The sequence below is a fragment of the Nocardia sp. NPDC059240 genome (assembly GCF_042753865.1).
Taxonomy (GTDB): domain Bacteria; phylum Actinomycetota; class Actinomycetes; order Mycobacteriales; family Mycobacteriaceae; genus Nocardia.
Genome location: NZ_JBHZAC010000008.1, coordinates 326600 through 343572 on the forward strand (window position 1 = coordinate 326600; position 16973 = coordinate 343572).

The window sequence follows — 16973 nt, forward strand, 5'->3', positions numbered from 1 at the left end:
GGTATTGACAGCAGGAATCCGGGGGCGCAGGCTCTACGAGGCGCAATTGTTGTCTAGACAGTTGCTACGAACACCCCGGTTGCCGGCGTTTCCCGCCGCTCACGGTGGATACGACTCGGTGACGCTCGGAGATTCGGAGGATGCGGCCCTCCAAGGCTGTTCCGGATATGGGCCCGCGTCCAGTCTGGTTGTTTCGGACCAAGACCTACCGACACGGAGGTTGGAATGTCTGGCAAGCACGGCCGAAAGCCCGGTCAGATGGCCGATAAAGCCAAGCAGGGTATGCAGGCCCAGGGTCAGCGCATGGAACGCGACATGGACCGCCTCGCCGATGAAGCCCGCCGCGATATGGATCGTATGGGCGAGGGCATGAAGCGGGAAGCCCAGCAGGCGCGCTCGGACGCGCAGAACCTGGACAAGGAGATGAAGCGCAAACTCCAACATCACTGACCGGACCCAGACTCGACCGGAGCCGCAGGTTCATGACCTGCGGCTCCGTCGTGTCCGCAGCGACGAACCAGCACCGCAAGGGACCGACCGATCGGTTCCCGTGGGACCGCGGCAGCTCCAATTCTTTGCTGGCGTAAGGGAGTTCGCGTTCACAGGTTCGCTGGATGCGCTGCACTGCGCACCGCCGCGGCATAAAATCACTGCGCGCAGAACTCGACGTGTGGCTCGAGGGCATTACCTGATCGGAAGCAAATGTTTCACATCACGGCGGCCTCCGATCCCTCGCGGACTCGTCGGCAAGACCCCTCCATTCAGGCGCTCCGCGGGATCGCCGTCATCCTGATGGTGGCCGGACACGTCATCGGAATCGGCAATCAGGGGCTACGTGTCGGCGACCATTCCGGTTGGCACTATTCGTATCTCGCGCTGGCCGATATTCGAATGCCACTGTTCACGCTGCTCTCCGGCTACGTCTACGCAATGGTGCCGATCACTAGCTGGCAGCAATACCCGCGACTTGTCAAAGGTAAGTCCCGCCGCTTGCTCTACCCCTTGATCACGGTCGGCACGCTGCAATACATTCTCGCCTGCAACATCCCGGGCACCAATTACAACCCGCACAATCTGCCCATTTGGCGCATCTACGTGTTCGGGTTCGAGCATCTCTGGTTTCTCCAGTCGATCTTCCTGATCTTCCTCGTCATCGGAATCCTCGACAGCCTCGGCGTTCTCGATTCGCGCACCGGCTGGGCCGTCGCCACCTTCCTTGCGGCCGTGGGCTATATCGTCGTGGAGGTACCGGCGCGGGTCGATGTCTTCACCGTCAGCGGCGCGGTGCGACTGCTCCCGTTCTTCCTCATCGGCTACGGGTTGCGGCGGCACTCGCTGCTCGACTTGCGCGGCACCCCAGCGGTATTCGCGCTCACGGCATTCATCGGCTTCTACACCGTCCGCCTGCTCTCGATCGACGGCGTCTTCCACCCCGACGGCTACGAGGACCGCTCCATCACCCTCACCGTCGGCGCGACCGCCCTGATCCTGATCTACTCGGCCCGCGAATACGTCAACCTGAAAATCCTGGCCTGGATCGGCGGCTTCTCCTTCGGCATCTACCTCCTGCACGACCTCGCTACCGCCGGCACCCGCATCGTCCTCGAACATCTCGGCATCCACATGCGCTGGGAGCTGTTCATTGTGGGCCTCGCGATGGGCATCACCGCCCCCATCGTCTTCCAGCTCCTGTTCCGCAACGTCGCCGTGATCCGCACGTTCGTGCTGGGCGAGAAGCCGAAACCGGGCAAGCACACTGCGAAACCTCGCAGCAGCCATCGGGACGAAGTCGCACCCCAGACCGCGGACGGCACCTCGCCCTAACCCGGATCGCCGGGCAAGGCCGTGGACAGTCACGGTCGCGAAGCGTGAAGTCACCCAACACAATCGGCGAGTGAGCATGAACGAAGCGAATGTCGAACTCTCGAAGCAGGGTGCCGACTCCCCTGCCGCCCCGCGCCTGCGCAAGGAGCTGGCCCGCGAAACGCGGCGCTGGCAGCTGGGGACCATCAACTACGGCATCACCTACTACCTGTCGCGCATCGTGCTGATCGTCGCGAGTGCGACCGTGGCCGCCAACCAAAACCTCTCCGGCAGCGCGGGCGCGTGGCTCATCCACTGGACGCCGGTGCTCTCGCTACTGGTCGCCGTGGTCACTGCCCTGGATACCTGGCTCAAGCCCTTGCAGAAGCGGCGGGGCTTCATGGAGTCTCGCGACAAGCTGACCGACATCGTGATGCGGTTCGAGGAGACCGGTGACGCCGACGCCACCCGGGACGCCCTCAAGGAACTGCGCGATCAGCACCGCAGCTCGAACATCTTCTGACCGATCGGCACAGATATCGCAGATCATGTCATCGGTGCCGATCAGTACGGTAGGGCGTGACCATCCTGAGGAGGGCCAGTGCTGGGTGACGAGCCGGTGTCCAACGCCTACGCGCAGAACGCGGAGTTCTGGATCACCATCATTCGCGACGAGCTCGACCCGTACCAGATACTCCTGACCGACCCGGCTTTGCTGGACCTCATCGGCGACTGCAGCGGACTGGAGATCCTCGACGCCGGTTGCGGGGAGGGCTATCTCGCCCGGCGTCTTGTTCAGCTCGGCGCGAAACATGTTCACGGAGTGGACACTTGCGCGGAATTCATCGACGCCGCGCGATCACACCCTGAGTACCGCGCCGACTCGGCGACATTCCATCACGCGGATGTCGCGGCGCTCCCCGTTGCTGCTGCCGGCGTCGATTTGGTGGTCGTCAACCGGCTACCGAACGGCATAGCCAACCCGGGCATGCGATTTCACGAGTTCGCACGAGTGCTCAAACCGGGCGGACGTCTGATCCTGCTCGGCATGCATCCCTGCTTCTATGCCGCCCGTGCCGAACGCACGGCCGCCGACGCACGGGATTTCTCCGCCGACGACTACTTCGGAGTCCGGACAGTCGAGCAGCGGTTCAGCGTAGGCGAACTCACCTCACCGGCCGCGTCGGTCCAGTCGTTGTACTCCCTCGAGGCCTACATCCGCATGATCACCGCTGCCGGATTCGCCATCACCGACCTGCGAGAACCTCACCCGACCGCCGAACAGCGAGCGCAGAACCCCTGGTGGGACGAGAACTTCAGACGCCCGCTGTTCTTGCTCCTCGAATGCCGGCTGCGACCGTCCAAAGGATTCAGTGGGGGCGTTTGAACCAGTCGGCGGCCGAGTTCTTCGAGATCAGGATGAGGATGGTGATGCTGGCGGCCAAGCCCAGGAGGCCGGGCGGTTTGAGTTGGGCCATGCCGCCCAGGCCGAAGAGGATTCCGACGCTTGCGAAAATGATTGACGCGACGCGTATGCCGTTCCCGTTCACGGTGAATCCGAAAGCGAAGAGCGCTAGGAAGAAGGCGGGGAGGAAGCCTGCGATGAGGGTTCCGCACAGCTCGTAATTGCCAAGGACTCCGGCAAGGATCGAGAGAGCGATGCCCAGGCCGCCGAAGGCCCAGGAAATGATCTGGGCTGCTCGCACGCCTTTGGGCATGGTGGTGGGATACGGTCGAATCTGGGCGTAGGGGTGATAGCCATAGGTGTTGTAGCCGTGGGGACCGGCCGGCGGGTATGGGATCGACTGGGCGGCGGGGGCATCGGGATACGGCTCGTAGGGTCGATATGGCTCGTTGCCCTGATCGTTCGCCACGCCTGCTTGATCGCTGGTGTCCATCGAGATTCTTCCCCACCCTGTCCCGTCCGGCCGTTTTCTCGCCGGATTCTTCGGCTCCGCAGAATAGAGGGTCCGCATTCAGCGCCCTGCACCAGGGCGAGCAGGCCGGGCATATCGTCGTCGGGGCCGAGGGACCACCTTGGTGGAATCTGGCGACACCTTGGGGAGTGGTCTTCACTCCCCGGGAGCCTCCGATCGGCGGCCCGCTCAGCGAATAGTGGGATTACCCCGCTGAGCAATTGGAGCACCGATGTCGATCGTGAGTACCCTCGCCCGCTCGGCGCAGACTCGCGCCGTCGTCCGGACCGAGGACGGCGTGGCACTCGAGGTCCGGATCCACGGCCCCCGGCAGGCCGATCTGACAGTGGTCCTCTCACACGGGCATTGCGGCCACAGCGAATCCTGGACCCCGGTCCGCGACGCTCTGCTGCGGCAATACCCTCATGCCCGGATCGTTTGCTATGACCATCGCGGCCACGGCGACTCCGCCCATGCCGACCGTCGCACCTACACCCTCGAACAGCTCGCCGACGATCTGGGGACGGTGCTCGCCGCGGTGGCCCCCACCGGACCGCTCATCCTCGTCGGCCATTCCATGGGCGGCATGAGCGTCCTGACCTATGTCAGCCGCAACCCGTACGACATCGGCACTCGTGTCATCGGCATCGGGCTCATCGCGACAGCGGCAGGCAACCTCACCGAGGCGGGTCTGGGCCGCTTCCTGCGCCACCCGGTCATCTCGATGTTCCAGGCCGCGGTGCGTTACGCCCCCAGGCTTATGCATGGCGCGAAATTGCTGGCAGACAAGGCTTTCACGCCGATCATCCGCAACGCCCGGCGAGGCGATCGCACGCTCGGTACCCACTGGCTGACTCTCGCGAACGCGATCCACAATCAGACACCGATCGTCACGATGGCAGCCTTCCTGCAAGCTCTCGCCACCTACGACCGCACCGACGCCCTGGCCGCACTTTCACGCATCCCGACGCTGGTGCTGTGCGGTTCGGTCGACTCACTGACCCCGCCTTCCCATTCCATCGCCATGGCCGCGGCCGTCGACTACTCGGATCTGGTACTGGTCGAAGGCGCCGGCCATTCGGTGATCATCGAACAGCCGACCCAAGTCGCCGACGCCCTCGCTCGCTTGATCACTCGCGCGCACGCCACCCGCCCCCGGTCTTCGGTGGCCGCATAGCCGGAAAACAAAAATGGCTGGTCCCTGAGGACCGGCCATTTCAGTGGTTCTAACCATGATCAACCCGAACCACCCGACAGTCGATGGCCCAAAGATCCGGGTCAAACCGGTCGGCACCCGCCGAGCAACGGCCCGGATCGACCTGGGATTCACCGATCATCAGCGGCGCAGCAGCAGGTCCAGCACCGCGTCCAAGGTCCGGCAATAGCGGGCAACTCAATCGACGATCGCTGTCCAACGGCCCCGATTGGTCTCGATTCATAGAATACTTCCGGCGAGCTCCTGACCCCAGCCATGAATTTGATGTGGTAGAAGGGCCTAGGCTTAGCAATCTGCGAGAATTCAAGCGTGGCCAAGCCCCTGCCGGCAGTGGTCAGCAAACCAATTGGCATACAGAAAAGGATCTATGGCTTCCAAGACAGAGATGAAGCATTAATGAATCCAGGAGGGAGTGGGATAATGGACGGATTTACGTTTCACGTAGATATGGAGGCCGCAGATTTTTTTTGGGCAGTTGTAGTCGAAATGGTGAATAATTACAGAATCGACGAAAAGGAGGCTATTGCGCGGATAAACGAGAGATTTCTCGGCCTAAAATTCGTGGGCGATAGTCCCATCTACCACGAGACGGAAGGGTACTGGGCTAAGGATGTCTACTACGGACACGACGTGTGGTGGAAGCGGGAGAAGTACCCTACTCCGCTGCCTCCTCCCGGCCGTGGTCGGCAGTGGCTGCATCGGCGGCATTGGTGGCAGCATTGGCATTCTTGGCGTCGGAGAATTCAGGCGGCACGTTTGCGTCGAACCGCAAATTGATTGCTGCTGATGGACGGCACGCCTTAGACTTCAATTCATGAATGTCCGCTTTATCGCGTCCGCGCTGACCGAATCGGCCAGTGCGGGGCATCGGAAGATCAACGGGCAAATTGCTGTACAACCGCCGGCAGTGCGGACGTAATCGAGGCTCGCACGAACGCTACCAGCACACATGCAGCAGTGAACCGCCCGAGAGGATGCCGTAATTACGCAACCATCCAAACGGGTAACACCAGGGCTGACCAGATACTTGTCGAACGGCCCACGGTTCGGCTATTCGCAGATGAAGGTCGAAGTGGTTCGGGTTGATACCCATATGCAGTGAAGCCGCAGGCCTTCCGGCCTGCGGCTTCACTCTGTGGTGGTTCTAGCTGGGATCGAACCAGCGACCCCTCGCGTGTGAAGCGAGTGCTCTCCCGCTGAGCTATAGAACCTCGGGATGTCGCCGAGGCGACTGCTCGGAGCGGCGCTTTCGTGCCGCTCGAACGAGAATGAAGATTACACACCTGGTTGCCGTCATACCAAATCGCGTGCACAACGGCGTAAAACTGGGGTTTCTGGGGGATGTGGGGTGGGTGAGGTTTCACCGGGGTGTTGCCGGAGCGACACGGGGGCGTCGCCGGGGCGCGGTGGGATGGGAGGCGATCCGTGTTCCGCGAGAACCGCATCCGTGCAGGCCATCGCGGAACTACACGCCTGTAGTTCGGATTTACCCCGGTCTACCAGGCGATTTGTTGCATGCGCATCGCGTCGGCTAATGTTCTACCTCGTCAGCGGGACAGCCGAAAGGCCCCCGGGACGAAATGCGGATGTAGCGCAGCTGGTAGCGCATCACCTTGCCAAGGTGAGGGTCGCGGGTTCGAATCCCGTCATCCGCTCGAGGGGCCAACACGGCCTGCTTGGCGGTGTGGCCGAGTGGTGAGGCAACGGCCTGCAAAGCCGTGCACACGGGTTCGATTCCCGTCGCCGCCTCTTCTCTTTTGAAGAGGAACTAAATACCCGCGCGATTAGCTCAGCGGGAGAGCGCTTCCCTGACACGGAAGAGGTCACTGGTTCAATCCCAGTATCGCGCACCAAGTTTCATACAGATGAGGCCCGGCTGACGCCGGGCCTTTCTGCTGTTCGACCTACCTTTCGATCCGGCCAGGTGACTTGGGAGGCGGCATGTTCGGTCGATCGGTCGCGTTCGGAGTGGTCTTCGCGGTGGCGGCCTTGGGGTTGTCGGCGTGCACGGCGGCACCGGACCGCACCCAGGAGGCGGCGCGGTTGCAGAGCGAGATCGCGGTGATGCCGGGGGTGCAGCAGTTTTCGGCATACACCTCGAACAACATCACGCAAGGCACCCGCCTGGGCATGTCCGCGGACATGCATGGTGCGGACCGGGAGCAGATTGTCGCCGTGGTGGCGCGAATCAAGCAGCTCGAGGGGCATGACTTCGACAAGTACCAGCAGAAGGCCGAGTTCTATGTCGCGGACAAGGCCACGATCGTTCGCGAGGGTGGGCTCGATGCCGGGCAGATCGCGGACGACAGTCTGCGGTTGCGGCAGTTCGCGACCTCGGCTGCCGCGAATATCGACGCGGTGGAGTGGACGCGATCAGGCAAGAGCAGCAGGCTGTGGATCGCCAAAGGCCAGCACCCGTTCGAAATTCTCGCGGCAGCGGATACCGCGTTCGCCGATCAGGCGGTGCGGTTGCAGATGATCACGAACGCGGACTCCGACTACCAGTGGTGGACTGTCAGCCTGCCGCTCAGCGCGGACCGGCGCACGGCCGTGGAGCAACTGCTGTCCACGCTGCCCGGACAAACCAGCTCGGTCACCGTCCGCGACGGGCATATCTCCCGGCTGATCGTCGAGATCGCGCCGCGCGACGTTCCGGAGACCGCGCTGCGGGCGATGATCGCCGCCATCGCGCCGACCACAGCCCATCCGCTGCTGCTGATGTGGCGTCAAGGCTTGTCGGACAATGCACTTCGCTTCGCGGGGTCGGTCGATGTCGGAGCGTGCGATTACACCAACGAGTACGGCAGTGACCTGCGCGCGGACCTCGCGACACCCGACAGCACCGCGTTGCAGGACAAGCTACGGGCCGAGTACGACACCTGCCGTCGGTAGCCCATTCGATGAATTCAGTGGTCGCGGAAACCTACTGTTCCGCAATCCAAGTCGAAGCGGATGTCGGCGTCGGCGAAGACAAGGAGGCCGGCCAGGGAGCGGGCCGCGGGGCCTGATTCGACGCGGGCGCGGAGATGTCGGTCGGTGTGGAGATCGGTGGACCATTTCGGTTGCCCGGCACTGAGAGTCAGGTCTGTGCCGGTGGGGACGGGGCCGGCGTAGGCGTCGTTGCCGGGTGGGAGCCCGATTGCGATGGCGGGGGCGCCGGTGTCGAACAGGGTTGGGCCACAGAACTTTCCCTGCGGGAGGTCGGTCATTTCGAAGCATGCCTCCACCGTCGACGCGCGAGAGGGCTGGCGGCCCGCGGCGGGCGGGTTGTCGGGGGCGGGCATGAGGGCTCGGGAGAAGCCCTTGTCGGCGACGTCGAGTAGGAGGCGGCTCTTCCCGCCCGGGTCGTAGTGGACGGCGAAGCGGTGGCCGATGCCGTTCGGGAGGTCCCAGAGCGGGTTGCCGATACCGCTGTCGGTGTTGGTGCCGAGGCCGATAATGCCGTCGTAGGTGCCGCCGAACATGATGGGCTTGTTGCCGTTGGCGGCGGGGCAGTTCGGTTTCTTCTTGCTGCAGACGGTTTGGGTGACCTGTTCGAACTCGATGGGGGCGGCGGTCTTCCACTGGCCGATCGACACCGTCGCGCTGACGACATCGCCGACGAGCCGGGTCCCGCTGCCGTAGCCGTAGTCCTGCGCCGCCCCGATCACGGTGACATCGGCCGCGTCGAGTTTGTCGGCCATCACCCGCAGCCCGGTCGAACCGGTGTCGACCATGACGGTCAGGGTCCGGGTACCGATGGTGACCTCCACGGTGAGCCGGGGATCCCCGCCGACTTTTCCGACGCTGAGTGGGATGGCCCGGGTCGCGGCCGCGATGTCCGCCGGATCGGCAGAACTGCCGGGAGCCACAATCGCCGTGAGAGCGAACATGCAGGTCAGGACGGTCACTAGCCGCATGCGGGCCAACATAACAGCACGACCGTACAACTCTGGGGATTTGTACTAATCGGTCTGAATTTTCAGCCGATCCAGTCGCCGAGTAGTTGTGTGGGCCTGCCGCTGCTGAGCTGGGCTTGCACCCACATGTTGACGATGCTGTCGAAAGCGAGGTCGCCGCGCGGGAGTAGATATGCCTTGGTGGCGGAGTCGAAGGGGCTGTCGGGGTGGAGGACCTGGAGGTCGGGGTGGGTGCGCTGGCGGTAGCGGCCTTCGACGGAGTCGGTGACGAAGACGTCGGCGTTGCCTTGTTCCAGCTGGTCGTAGATGGTGAGGTTGTCGGGCCAGACGATGATGTTCGCGTCCGGGAAGTTGGTTCGGGCGAACTTCTCGTTGGTGCCGCCGGGATTGACGATGACGCGGACGCCGGGCTGGTTGATCTCGGCGATCGTCGAGTAGGCGTCACCGTCGCTGCGACGGGTGACCGGGGTCTTGCCGTCGGTGGCGATGGGGATGGAGAAGTCGGCGACGCGGCGGCGGTCGGCGGTGTCGGAGATGCCGCCGACGGCCAGGTCGCACTGCGCTACGAAGTCATCGGCCAGCGTGGCCCAGGTGGTCGGAATCCATTGCGGCACCGCGTGCAGGGTGGTGGCGAGTTCGGTGGCCAGCGTGATGTCAACGCCCTGGTAGGTATCGTCCGCGCCGCGCAGGGTGTAGGGCGGGTAGTCGCCGGTGGTGCACACGCGCAGCACGCCGGACTGCATGACGGTGACCAATCGCGACGACTCCGCGGCCGCGGGCCCGGCCAGCCCGGCGACAGCCAGCCCCCCGACCAGCACCAACGTCAGCAAAGGCGACAATCGACTCGAAATACGCACGCACCGAAGGCTACTCGAGAGTCACCGACGCATGCGGTGATTCGATCCCGGTTGGATTGCCGTGCGCGGAAATCGGCCACAATTGGCGGCTACGTTCCGCGCCCTTGGCCGACTCACTTCGATGTGGGCCAGCCCGGGGACGGAGTCGCCGGATCGGCGGCGGAGGGCACCGGGTAGTTGCGACATTCGTCGGCAAGTGCGGGATCGAGTTCGGGCGAGTCATTGAGCATGTTGTAGTACGTCAATTTCCAGCCGCCGAAGATGTTTGCTGCCGGCCGCTTTTCGGGTCCGGACTGTTGCGCCGGCGGCGCCGGTGTTCCGTCGGTCTGGAAATCCAGCACCCACATGATCGGCGTGCGCTGTTCCCAATTCGACGCCGTTCCCCAATCGCAGACCCATGCGCGAGAAAGTGTGGGTTGCACCTTTTCCAACCGGGCAATCCCCATTCGGATCGATTGTCCAGCCTCCGGCAGATGCGGTTCGGAGTCCCTCTGGAAGAAGAGTTTGCCCACCGCATCCCAGAACCCGGGGTAAGCGGCAGATGACTTACCAGTGGTTTTCATCAGGTCGCTCGACTCCATGATCGCCCGTGTGAAGGTCGCCTCCGGCGTGGATGGGTCGACTGTCATCTGCGCCCATTGGTAAGCGAATCGAACCTTCGGCGGAGGCACGGCAATGGTGGTCGTGGACGGCGATGACTGCTTCGGATGATCATCGACCGCGGCGCATCCGGTACCGACCGCGAGAACGACAGCGGCCACCCAGAGTGCGCCTGCGCGCGTTTTGATCATTTCACAGGTCCGTTCTGTCCATTGGGGCGTGCGCCGTCTACTCGATTGATCACGTCGTCACGGCTGTCGCGGTTCTTGGTGAACTGGTCGATCCATTGCCCGTCGGGTACTGAATTCTTGAACCTCGTATAGTCGTTGTCCAAATGATCGCGCCGTTCTTGCGCTTTCTGCCAGTCGTCGAGCAGCGTTGACCCGTCGGGTTCGTTGAAGCTCGACCGTACTCCGGGATCATGCTGGGAGTATCCCTGTGCGAGTTCGTATTCCGTCCTGGCATCATCGGGGATGATGAGACTCTCGACATGACTCTTCAGTGATTCGATTCTCCAGTCCGGCGGGGGTGCACTGGTCGGATCATAGGGGATCGTGAAAACCTTGTCTTTGAACCAGGTGTCGGCAGTGGCCGACAATGTGGCGGTAACAGGTCCCGCCCCCGGCAGCAGATTGGTGAGTGCTGCAACGGAGTCGGCGGCAGCTGACATGTCGCCGTACTTCAAGGCGTACTGATATGCATCCTTTTTACCCAGATCGTCGAGTTGATTGTCCATGCCGGCGGTCATCGCGTTCTCGAGGTGCCCCGCCATATGCCCGAGCGCAGGGGCGTTCTGAGTATCGAGTCCAGCCTTGTAGGTGAGGTAGTCGTTCCACTGGGTTCCGCCGGCGTTGACGATCTTCGCTGCTTCGGGGTCCGAGTCCAGGACTTCGAACATGTGCGAGAGGTTGGTTGCCGTATCGAAGGGGCGAGCCGTGTGGTTGATCAGATACGGCGAATTGGCGGTATCCACGGTCACGAAGTTTCCCAGATAGGGAACCATCGAGTTGGCCAGTACACGCGTCAGTGCGGGATTGACGGCACCCAGTGACAAGTCCTGAGTGTTCGGCATGTTCTTGGCCAGGCTGCCGGAATGGTCGGCGAGGACGTGCGCCAGATGGTCAGCGGTTTCTCCGCCCAGATTATTGACGAAGCTACCCGCAGGGTTTTTCGTCGCGGCATCGCCGATCCAGCCGAACATGTGCTCAGCACCATGCTGATCCGAACTCCATGGGTGCTGAAGGATTTCCAAGACGTGAGAGTCCGCGTTGTAGTGGCCACCGGGTGTGCAGGTGATATCCATGTTGTCGCCGCGAACGGCGTCATGAACGGCGATATGGTCGTTGGCGGCGTTCTCCAGCAAGCTGTTGGCCAGTTTGCTGCGGTCGGAACCGGAATCGGTCTCGGTGCCAGCGAGCTCGGCGGCCTGCTTGATCATCCCTCGGTTGATGTCGCTGCCTTGGATGGACGTGTCACCGTGGCCCATCAGATCCGTTACGGCTTTGAGGTCCTTGGTATCTCGTTTGTACGAGTCCGAGTTCGGGTCGTAGCGGTCGGTGTTTCCGTACCGGCCCGCCGTTGTCGGCTTTTGCGCGAGGGTGCTGGGGTCCTCGGTCAGAACATGCTGGACCGTGTCGGGCAGCTGCTTCATGCCGCCGGTGGCACTGCCGTCGAGGCTGTGGACCTGGGGGTCGGAGACGATGCGGAAATCGTTGGCAATTGCTGCTTTTACCTGGTCGTCACCGTTGCTCAGCTTGGTGATGTCCTCGCCGGACATTCCGTTCATACCTTGAGTGAACGCCTGAAGATACGGGAATTGAGCGAGGCCGACAGTGCCACCGTTGCCCAGATCTTGCTTGTCGTAGTCAGACAGTGTGGTGGCCAAACGGATTCGCGCCAGCAGGGCCGGATCTTTGGAGCCGTCCTTCAGCGCTTGAAGATCCTTGCGTGCCTGGTCGGCGGTCAACTGGTCGAGCTGATCTGTAGTCGGCTGTTGAATCTGGGTGGTGGTCAGATCCGCGAAGGCGTTGTTGACCGCGGTCATCGCTTGGTCGTCGGCCGTACCGCAATCGGTCAACGCTGCCTGAATCGTCTTCTGGTACTCCTGTGCTCGGTGCTCCAGGCTTGCTTGGAGAGTGGTCTTGTCATTGCCGGCGTACTGGAGAATGAGCAGCCAGCCGGTACTCACCTTCACCTCACCGGTATCGCTGACGGTGAACCCCGAGTCTTCAGCGTTCTTAACCTGGTTCAGCAAAGTTGTCTTGGCGTTCTGAATTGCGGTGGCCCCATTACGAGCGGCTGTCGCACCGTCCTCGAGTGCCTTCTTGACTGTTTTTGCATCGCCGTGGATTTCGTCGTGGCGGTCCCGCATCGAATCGCCCGCATCACCGATCCAATAATGGTGGGAGCCGTCGACCGAACGTGCCGCGGCGTCCAGGGTGTCGCCGAGAGTCTTCGCCTTCTGTTCCCACTCGCCGGCTTGGGTGTTGAGTGTGCCCGGGTCCCACGCCTTCACCTGAGAGATGGTCGGCGTACCCATCAGACCGAGTCCCCAAGGCTGGTGAACTTGTCGACCGATACATCTTCGGTCGCGAGGTATGCGTCGGCGCCACTGTGGGCATGGGTGTGCAGCGTGTCGTAGTGACCAGAAATGGCGGTGAATGCACCGCCGACGACCGTTGCTGCGGCCGCGCAAGCCCCGCCGACGCCGGTATCGCCCAAACCCGCGGTGATCTGGTCGGCCGAATCGTGGTCGCTCATCCCGCCGAGCGTGGTCGAGGCATTCTTGAACCCGGATGCCAACGCGCGCACACGCTCCGGATCCACTTCCAGATGCCCACCCATTTGCACGCCCCCTTTGCCACCGACGCTGAGTGATCGGTTCGGGTGATGATACAAACTTAGTTGCGCTTACTTCGCAACGCCGTTCAGTCATGCTGCGCCCTCGCGATGAGGTTCGACAGCCAGGACCACCGAGCAGAGGACTTCACCGTGACTGATCACATTCATGCGCGTAACCGCTCCTCGCTGGATGCAGTCGCAGACGACTCCGAACGCTTGCAGGCAGCGATCCGGACTCACACTGCCACCGCCACTTCGGCCGATGGCTGGATCACCGTGGCCGTGAGTGCGGACGGCACCGTGCACAACTGGCGGATCGCCGGCGCCGATGACCACACCGACCGACTCGTCGCGAGCCTCCTCGAACTGATTCGACAGGCGCACACGACCGCGCAGCAGGACATTCGAACCGAACTCGACGCGATCATCGCTCGGGACGATGTACAGGCAGCCTCCACCGCTGCCCGCGACACCCTTGCACGCATCATGGCACCATCGCCGTCCAGTTCCGAGAACGCCGGCTGGGATGACGAGTACGAATACCGCGGCAAATCCCGCATCGCCGCCGAGTGACTCCTCGATGTCGGTCCGATATTCAGTCGAGGCAGAATTCGTTGCCTTCGACGTCCTGCATCACCTGGCAGGATTCGTTGTAGCCGTCGGCGCGCAGCAGTTCGACGCGGACTGCGCCGAGTTTCTCCAGTCGGACGCATTCGGCTTCGAGGGCGGCCAGGCGTTGCTCGCCGACGAGGCCGGTGCCTACCCGCACGTCGAGGTGGAGGCGGTTCTTGACGACCTTGCCCTCGGGTACCCGCTGGAAGAATAGGCGGGGGCCGACGCCGGTGGGGTCGACGCAGGCGAAGGCGGAACCCTGGCGGTCGGGTGGCAGGGAGCGGTCGAAGGCGGTCCAGTCGGCGAAGCCCGGGGGCGGGGGTGGGACGACGTAACCCAGTACCTCGCACCAGAATCGGGCGACTCGTTCGGGGTTCGCGCAGTCGAAGGTGACCTGGATCTGTTTGACCGATGTCATCGCTTCACCATAGAGGCGGAGTGCGACGGATCGGCGCTGAGCGCACGGAGTAGCGTGGGCCCCTGCTTGGATGATCACCGTGTTTCCGCAGATCCGCGAGGACAGGAGTCATGATGCGTGGCATTTCGAAGTGTGCGGCAGTGTCGGTTTTGCCGGTGGTCGTGTTCGTACTGTCGAGCGGGACGGCGTCCGCCGACGGGCCTTTGAATTTCGATCCGGCGCATGTCGATCAGGGCATGGGGTGCGCGGGCACCATGACCGCCGAGGTGATGGCCAATCAGGGGCAGCAGGCCGGCGATTTCGCGAACTTCATCGACAGTTCTGTGCGGGTGACGGTGAGTTTCAAGGTGGATGCCGCCGCGAATCCGCTGGGTTCGGCCGCACCGAACAACGGCAGCAACTGCCGGATCCCGGTGACGGTTACGATAACCAATCTCGATTCCGGTGCCAACGATACCGAGACGAAGAACACCGAGTACGACGGCCACTACGGCTGGAACGCAGCATTTTTCACGCTGTCGGGTTCGGGGCGGGTCGCGGTGTCGGTGAGTACGAACCCGTCGCCGGACCAAATCGTCATCAACGTACCTGCGCCGTAATAAATTTGCGAGGTATGTCCGTCTTCACAAGGTATGTTCGCCCTCACTTCACAGGGTATGCAAGGAAATTCGTAGAGAGTTCCAAGGGCGTGGCCGTAGATTGATCGGCAGAGTCCCGCCTAGAGAGTGGATGGCCATGTCGCTCCGAATTTCCGGTCGCGCGATTACCAGCGATATGACGCCCGAGACTGCGCACCTGGTGCCCGGTCCGCGGGGCGGCGCGTGGGTGCTCAGCTGGCTGCCGGGTTGGGATCTGACGCAGGAGCAGGCCATCGACGGGATGGCGCTGGACGAGATGCTCAGTGATCCCAGCGCGATCGAGGGCGAGCTGGCACTCGAATTGGCGACGCTGCGGGCCGAATCGATCGGGCTCGGGCTCGAGGATGTGGTGGTGCGGCTGGCCGCGCGGATCTTCGAGCGGGACCGGATCCAGCATCCGCAGGCGAGGGCGGACAGCGGCGCCGGGGATTCCCCGGCGCGGTCCGCCCTCGGACCTGCGGGGGCGCACGCCGTGGGGCCGCAGCATCGGGGCCCGTGGCCGCGGTGGATGCGGGCGGGCGGGACGGCATGGCGCAGGCTGGTGGTCGCGCTGCTGTGGGCCGGATACAACCGTCGGCACGCGAATTCGCTTGGCTCCCAGGAGTCTTCCGCGCTACGTTGATTCCCCTGGAGGGGGAGGTTCAACGTGCGGATCGGAATTGGGAGGGCCGCCGCCGCGATAGCGCTGGCCTGCGTCGGTGTGCTGGTGTCGGCGTGCGCGCCGGCTCCGGGCGGGGGTGTGCGGGGGCTGGATGCCGCGCTCACCGCCAAGATCGATGCGATTGTCGCCGAACATCTTGCGGGGGGCCTGTTTCCAGGAGCCGAGGTCGCGATAGTCGACCCGGATCGGGGCACCTATGTGCATGCCTACGGCCTCGCCGACACGGTGACGAAACGGGCCGCGGACGTGTCGGATCACTTCCGGATCGGCAGCATCACCAAGACGTTCACGGCGACGGCGGTGCTGCGGCTGGCCGATTCCCGGCGGATCAAGCTCACCGACACGCTCGAACAGTACGTGCCGGGTGTGCCGAACGGGACCACCATCACCCTGGCGGATCTGCTGGGTATGCGCGGGGGCGTGTACGCACTCGACCAGGACAAGGATTTCCTGGCACAGGCCCTGGCGCCGACTCCGGCCACGGCATGGAACGACGGCGATACCCTGCGGGCGATCACCGCGCATCCGGAGCTGGCGAAGCCGCCGAATCAGCAGACCCACTACTCGAATTCGGAGTTCTATCTGCTGGGGTTGGTGCTGGAGAAGGTGACCGGCAAGCCGGTGCGGGAGGTGCTCGACGATACCGCCCGCGATTTCGCGTTGACCGGGACGACCTATACCGCCGACAACACGCTTCCCGCACCGTATTTGAGCAGTTACAGCTTCGATCAGAACACTCTCGTCGATGTGACGAACCGGGTGCCGCCGTCGCTGTACGGCGCGGCCGGGTCGATGGTGTCGACGATTTCGGATCTGGCCCTGTACGGGCCACAGCTCGGCATGGGTTCGCTGTTGACGCCGGAGACTTTCCGGGCCCGGACCACGTTCACGCCATTGGACGGCGGAGCGGTGGGTTACGGGCTGGGGATGATGCGGGCCGGACAGTGGCTGGGGCACACCGGGGCGACGCTCGGGTTCACTTCTCAGCTCGGCTATCTACCGGACAAACGGGTCACCGTCGTGGTCGCCGTCAACCAGTACGGACCCGCGACACGGCAATTGCTGCCGATCGATGCGACGGCGCTGTGGCTCGATCTCGTCGACGCGCTGTATCCCGGGACGAGCGGTACGCCCGCTTCGGATCCGGCGGTCAAGTTCCCGGCGGTGCCGAGTACCGCGGATATCGATGCGCGACTGGTGAATTCATTGCAGTCCGCGCCTGCGAGCGAGACCGCGCTGCGGATCGCGGGAGACAGCAAAGGTGACATCATGCGGGCCTGGGCCGCGGCGAATGCAACGGACCCGACCCGCTACCAGATCCAGGGCGTGCACGTGTTGCGGCCGGATCTGCTGATAGCCAACGGAACCCTCACCGACGGATCCGTCACGTCGCCCTTCGAGATGCCGCTCATCCCCGCCGACGGGGAGTGGCGGGTCATGCCGACCTGGATCTGCCAGTTCCTGCTCGGCGCGGAGCGGCCCGCGGCCTGTGATTCACCGGCGGGACAGTAG

Annotated in this window: 18 protein-coding genes and 4 tRNA genes; 14 read left to right on the forward strand and 8 right to left on the reverse strand. The window is 63.4% G+C overall.

Annotated features, from left to right (window positions below; translation table 11 throughout):
- The first annotated feature begins 225 nt into the window (after window positions 1–225).
- The 4 genes from ACFXHA_RS28985 (at window position 226) to ACFXHA_RS29000 (ending at window position 3190) form a co-directional block, all read left to right on the forward strand.
- Window positions 226–450 carry a hypothetical protein gene (locus tag ACFXHA_RS28985; protein WP_379362137.1) on the forward strand — a complete coding sequence of 75 codons (225 nt, stop codon included), beginning with the start codon at window positions 226–228 and terminating at the stop codon, window positions 448–450.
- A 252-nt stretch (window positions 451–702) separates the two neighbouring features.
- Window positions 703–1824, forward strand: coding sequence for an acyltransferase family protein (locus ACFXHA_RS28990; protein ID WP_379362138.1), 1122 nt, complete (start codon window positions 703–705; stop codon window positions 1822–1824).
- A 70-nt stretch (window positions 1825–1894) separates the two neighbouring features.
- Window positions 1895–2326: a hypothetical protein gene (locus ACFXHA_RS28995; protein ID WP_379362139.1), complete on the forward strand. Its 432-nt coding sequence runs from the start codon at window positions 1895–1897 to the stop codon at window positions 2324–2326.
- Between the two features lie 78 nt (window positions 2327–2404).
- Complete coding sequence (locus ACFXHA_RS29000; RefSeq protein ID WP_379362140.1) at window positions 2405–3190, forward strand: class I SAM-dependent methyltransferase; 786 nt, start codon at window positions 2405–2407, stop codon at window positions 3188–3190.
- Here the strand turns inward: ACFXHA_RS29000 and ACFXHA_RS29005 are convergent.
- On the reverse strand, window positions 3174–3701 hold the full coding sequence (locus ACFXHA_RS29005; protein WP_379362141.1) for a hypothetical protein: 528 nt from the start codon (window positions 3699–3701) through the stop codon (window positions 3174–3176). The genes ACFXHA_RS29000 and ACFXHA_RS29005 overlap by 17 nt on opposite strands.
- A gap of 250 nt (window positions 3702–3951) precedes the next feature.
- On the opposite strand from ACFXHA_RS29005, the gene ACFXHA_RS29010 reads away from it, so the two are divergent.
- Together ACFXHA_RS29010 and ACFXHA_RS29015 are read left to right on the forward strand one after the other, a co-directional pair.
- Window positions 3952–4896 (forward strand): alpha/beta fold hydrolase, encoded by a 945-nt coding sequence (locus ACFXHA_RS29010; protein ID WP_379362142.1) that lies wholly within the window; start codon window positions 3952–3954, stop codon window positions 4894–4896.
- Window positions 4897–5244: 348 nt separating this feature from the next.
- Entirely contained in the window at window positions 5245–5712 is a 468-nt protein-coding gene (locus ACFXHA_RS29015; RefSeq protein WP_379362143.1) for a hypothetical protein, read from the forward strand.
- 359 nt (window positions 5713–6071) lie between these two features.
- Here ACFXHA_RS29015 and ACFXHA_RS29020 read toward each other — a convergent pair.
- Window positions 6072–6146, reverse strand: a tRNA-Val gene (locus ACFXHA_RS29020).
- Window positions 6147–6517: 371 nt separating this feature from the next.
- Between ACFXHA_RS29020 and ACFXHA_RS29025 the strand changes: the two genes are divergently transcribed.
- The 4 genes from ACFXHA_RS29025 to ACFXHA_RS29040 all read left to right on the forward strand — a co-directional run bounded on the left by ACFXHA_RS29025 (window position 6518) and on the right by ACFXHA_RS29040 (window position 7827).
- Window positions 6518–6590, forward strand: a tRNA-Gly gene (locus ACFXHA_RS29025).
- Window positions 6591–6613: 23 nt separating this feature from the next.
- Window positions 6614–6684, forward strand: a tRNA-Cys gene (locus ACFXHA_RS29030).
- Window positions 6685–6713: 29 nt separating this feature from the next.
- Window positions 6714–6788 (forward strand) — tRNA-Val (locus tag ACFXHA_RS29035).
- An 88-nt stretch (window positions 6789–6876) separates the two neighbouring features.
- Window positions 6877–7827: a hypothetical protein gene (locus ACFXHA_RS29040; protein WP_379362144.1), complete on the forward strand. Its 951-nt coding sequence runs from the start codon at window positions 6877–6879 to the stop codon at window positions 7825–7827.
- 14 nt (window positions 7828–7841) lie between these two features.
- On the opposite strand, the gene ACFXHA_RS29045 is transcribed toward ACFXHA_RS29040, so the two are convergent.
- The 5 genes from ACFXHA_RS29045 to ACFXHA_RS29065 all read right to left on the reverse strand — a co-directional run bounded on the left by ACFXHA_RS29045 (window position 7842) and on the right by ACFXHA_RS29065 (window position 13135).
- Window positions 7842–8834, reverse strand: coding sequence for a DUF3443 family protein (locus ACFXHA_RS29045; protein WP_379362145.1), 993 nt, complete (start codon window positions 8832–8834; stop codon window positions 7842–7844).
- Window positions 8835–8896: 62 nt separating this feature from the next.
- Window positions 8897–9691 carry a transporter substrate-binding domain-containing protein gene (locus ACFXHA_RS29050; protein WP_379362146.1) on the reverse strand — a complete coding sequence of 265 codons (795 nt, stop codon included), beginning with the start codon at window positions 9689–9691 and terminating at the stop codon, window positions 8897–8899.
- Window positions 9692–9804: 113 nt separating this feature from the next.
- The gene (locus tag ACFXHA_RS29055; protein WP_379362147.1) at window positions 9805–10482 is read right to left on the reverse strand and encodes a hypothetical protein; all 678 of its coding nucleotides are present in this window, start codon (window positions 10480–10482) and stop codon (window positions 9805–9807) included.
- Window positions 10479–12830, reverse strand: a complete 2352-nt coding sequence (locus ACFXHA_RS29060; RefSeq protein ID WP_379362148.1) for a WXG100 family type VII secretion target — start codon at window positions 12828–12830, stop codon at window positions 10479–10481. The genes ACFXHA_RS29055 and ACFXHA_RS29060 overlap by 4 nt, the downstream gene beginning before the upstream one ends.
- Window positions 12830–13135, reverse strand: a complete 306-nt coding sequence (locus ACFXHA_RS29065; RefSeq protein WP_379362149.1) for a hypothetical protein — start codon at window positions 13133–13135, stop codon at window positions 12830–12832. The genes ACFXHA_RS29060 and ACFXHA_RS29065 overlap by 1 nt, the downstream gene beginning before the upstream one ends.
- 60 nt (window positions 13136–13195) lie before the next feature.
- On the opposite strand from ACFXHA_RS29065, the gene ACFXHA_RS29070 reads away from it, so the two are divergent.
- The gene (locus ACFXHA_RS29070) at window positions 13196–13705 is read left to right on the forward strand and encodes a YbaB/EbfC family nucleoid-associated protein (protein WP_379362150.1); all 510 of its coding nucleotides are present in this window, start codon (window positions 13196–13198) and stop codon (window positions 13703–13705) included.
- Window positions 13706–13727: 22 nt separating this feature from the next.
- Here ACFXHA_RS29070 and ACFXHA_RS29075 read toward each other — a convergent pair whose 3' ends face one another.
- Entirely contained in the window at window positions 13728–14162 is a 435-nt protein-coding gene (locus tag ACFXHA_RS29075; protein WP_379362151.1) for a VOC family protein, read from the reverse strand.
- Between the two features lie 254 nt (window positions 14163–14416).
- Here ACFXHA_RS29075 and ACFXHA_RS29080 point away from each other — a divergent pair, with 254 nt between their 5' ends.
- The 3 genes from ACFXHA_RS29080 (at window position 14417) to ACFXHA_RS29090 (ending at window position 16973) form a co-directional block, all read left to right on the forward strand.
- Window positions 14417–14761, forward strand: coding sequence for a hypothetical protein (locus ACFXHA_RS29080; protein ID WP_379362152.1), 345 nt, complete (start codon window positions 14417–14419; stop codon window positions 14759–14761).
- Between the two features lie 136 nt (window positions 14762–14897).
- Window positions 14898–15422: a hypothetical protein gene (locus tag ACFXHA_RS29085; RefSeq protein ID WP_379362153.1), complete on the forward strand. Its 525-nt coding sequence runs from the start codon at window positions 14898–14900 to the stop codon at window positions 15420–15422.
- A 24-nt stretch (window positions 15423–15446) separates the two neighbouring features.
- The gene (locus tag ACFXHA_RS29090) at window positions 15447–16973 is read left to right on the forward strand and encodes a serine hydrolase domain-containing protein (RefSeq protein ID WP_379362154.1); all 1527 of its coding nucleotides are present in this window, start codon (window positions 15447–15449) and stop codon (window positions 16971–16973) included.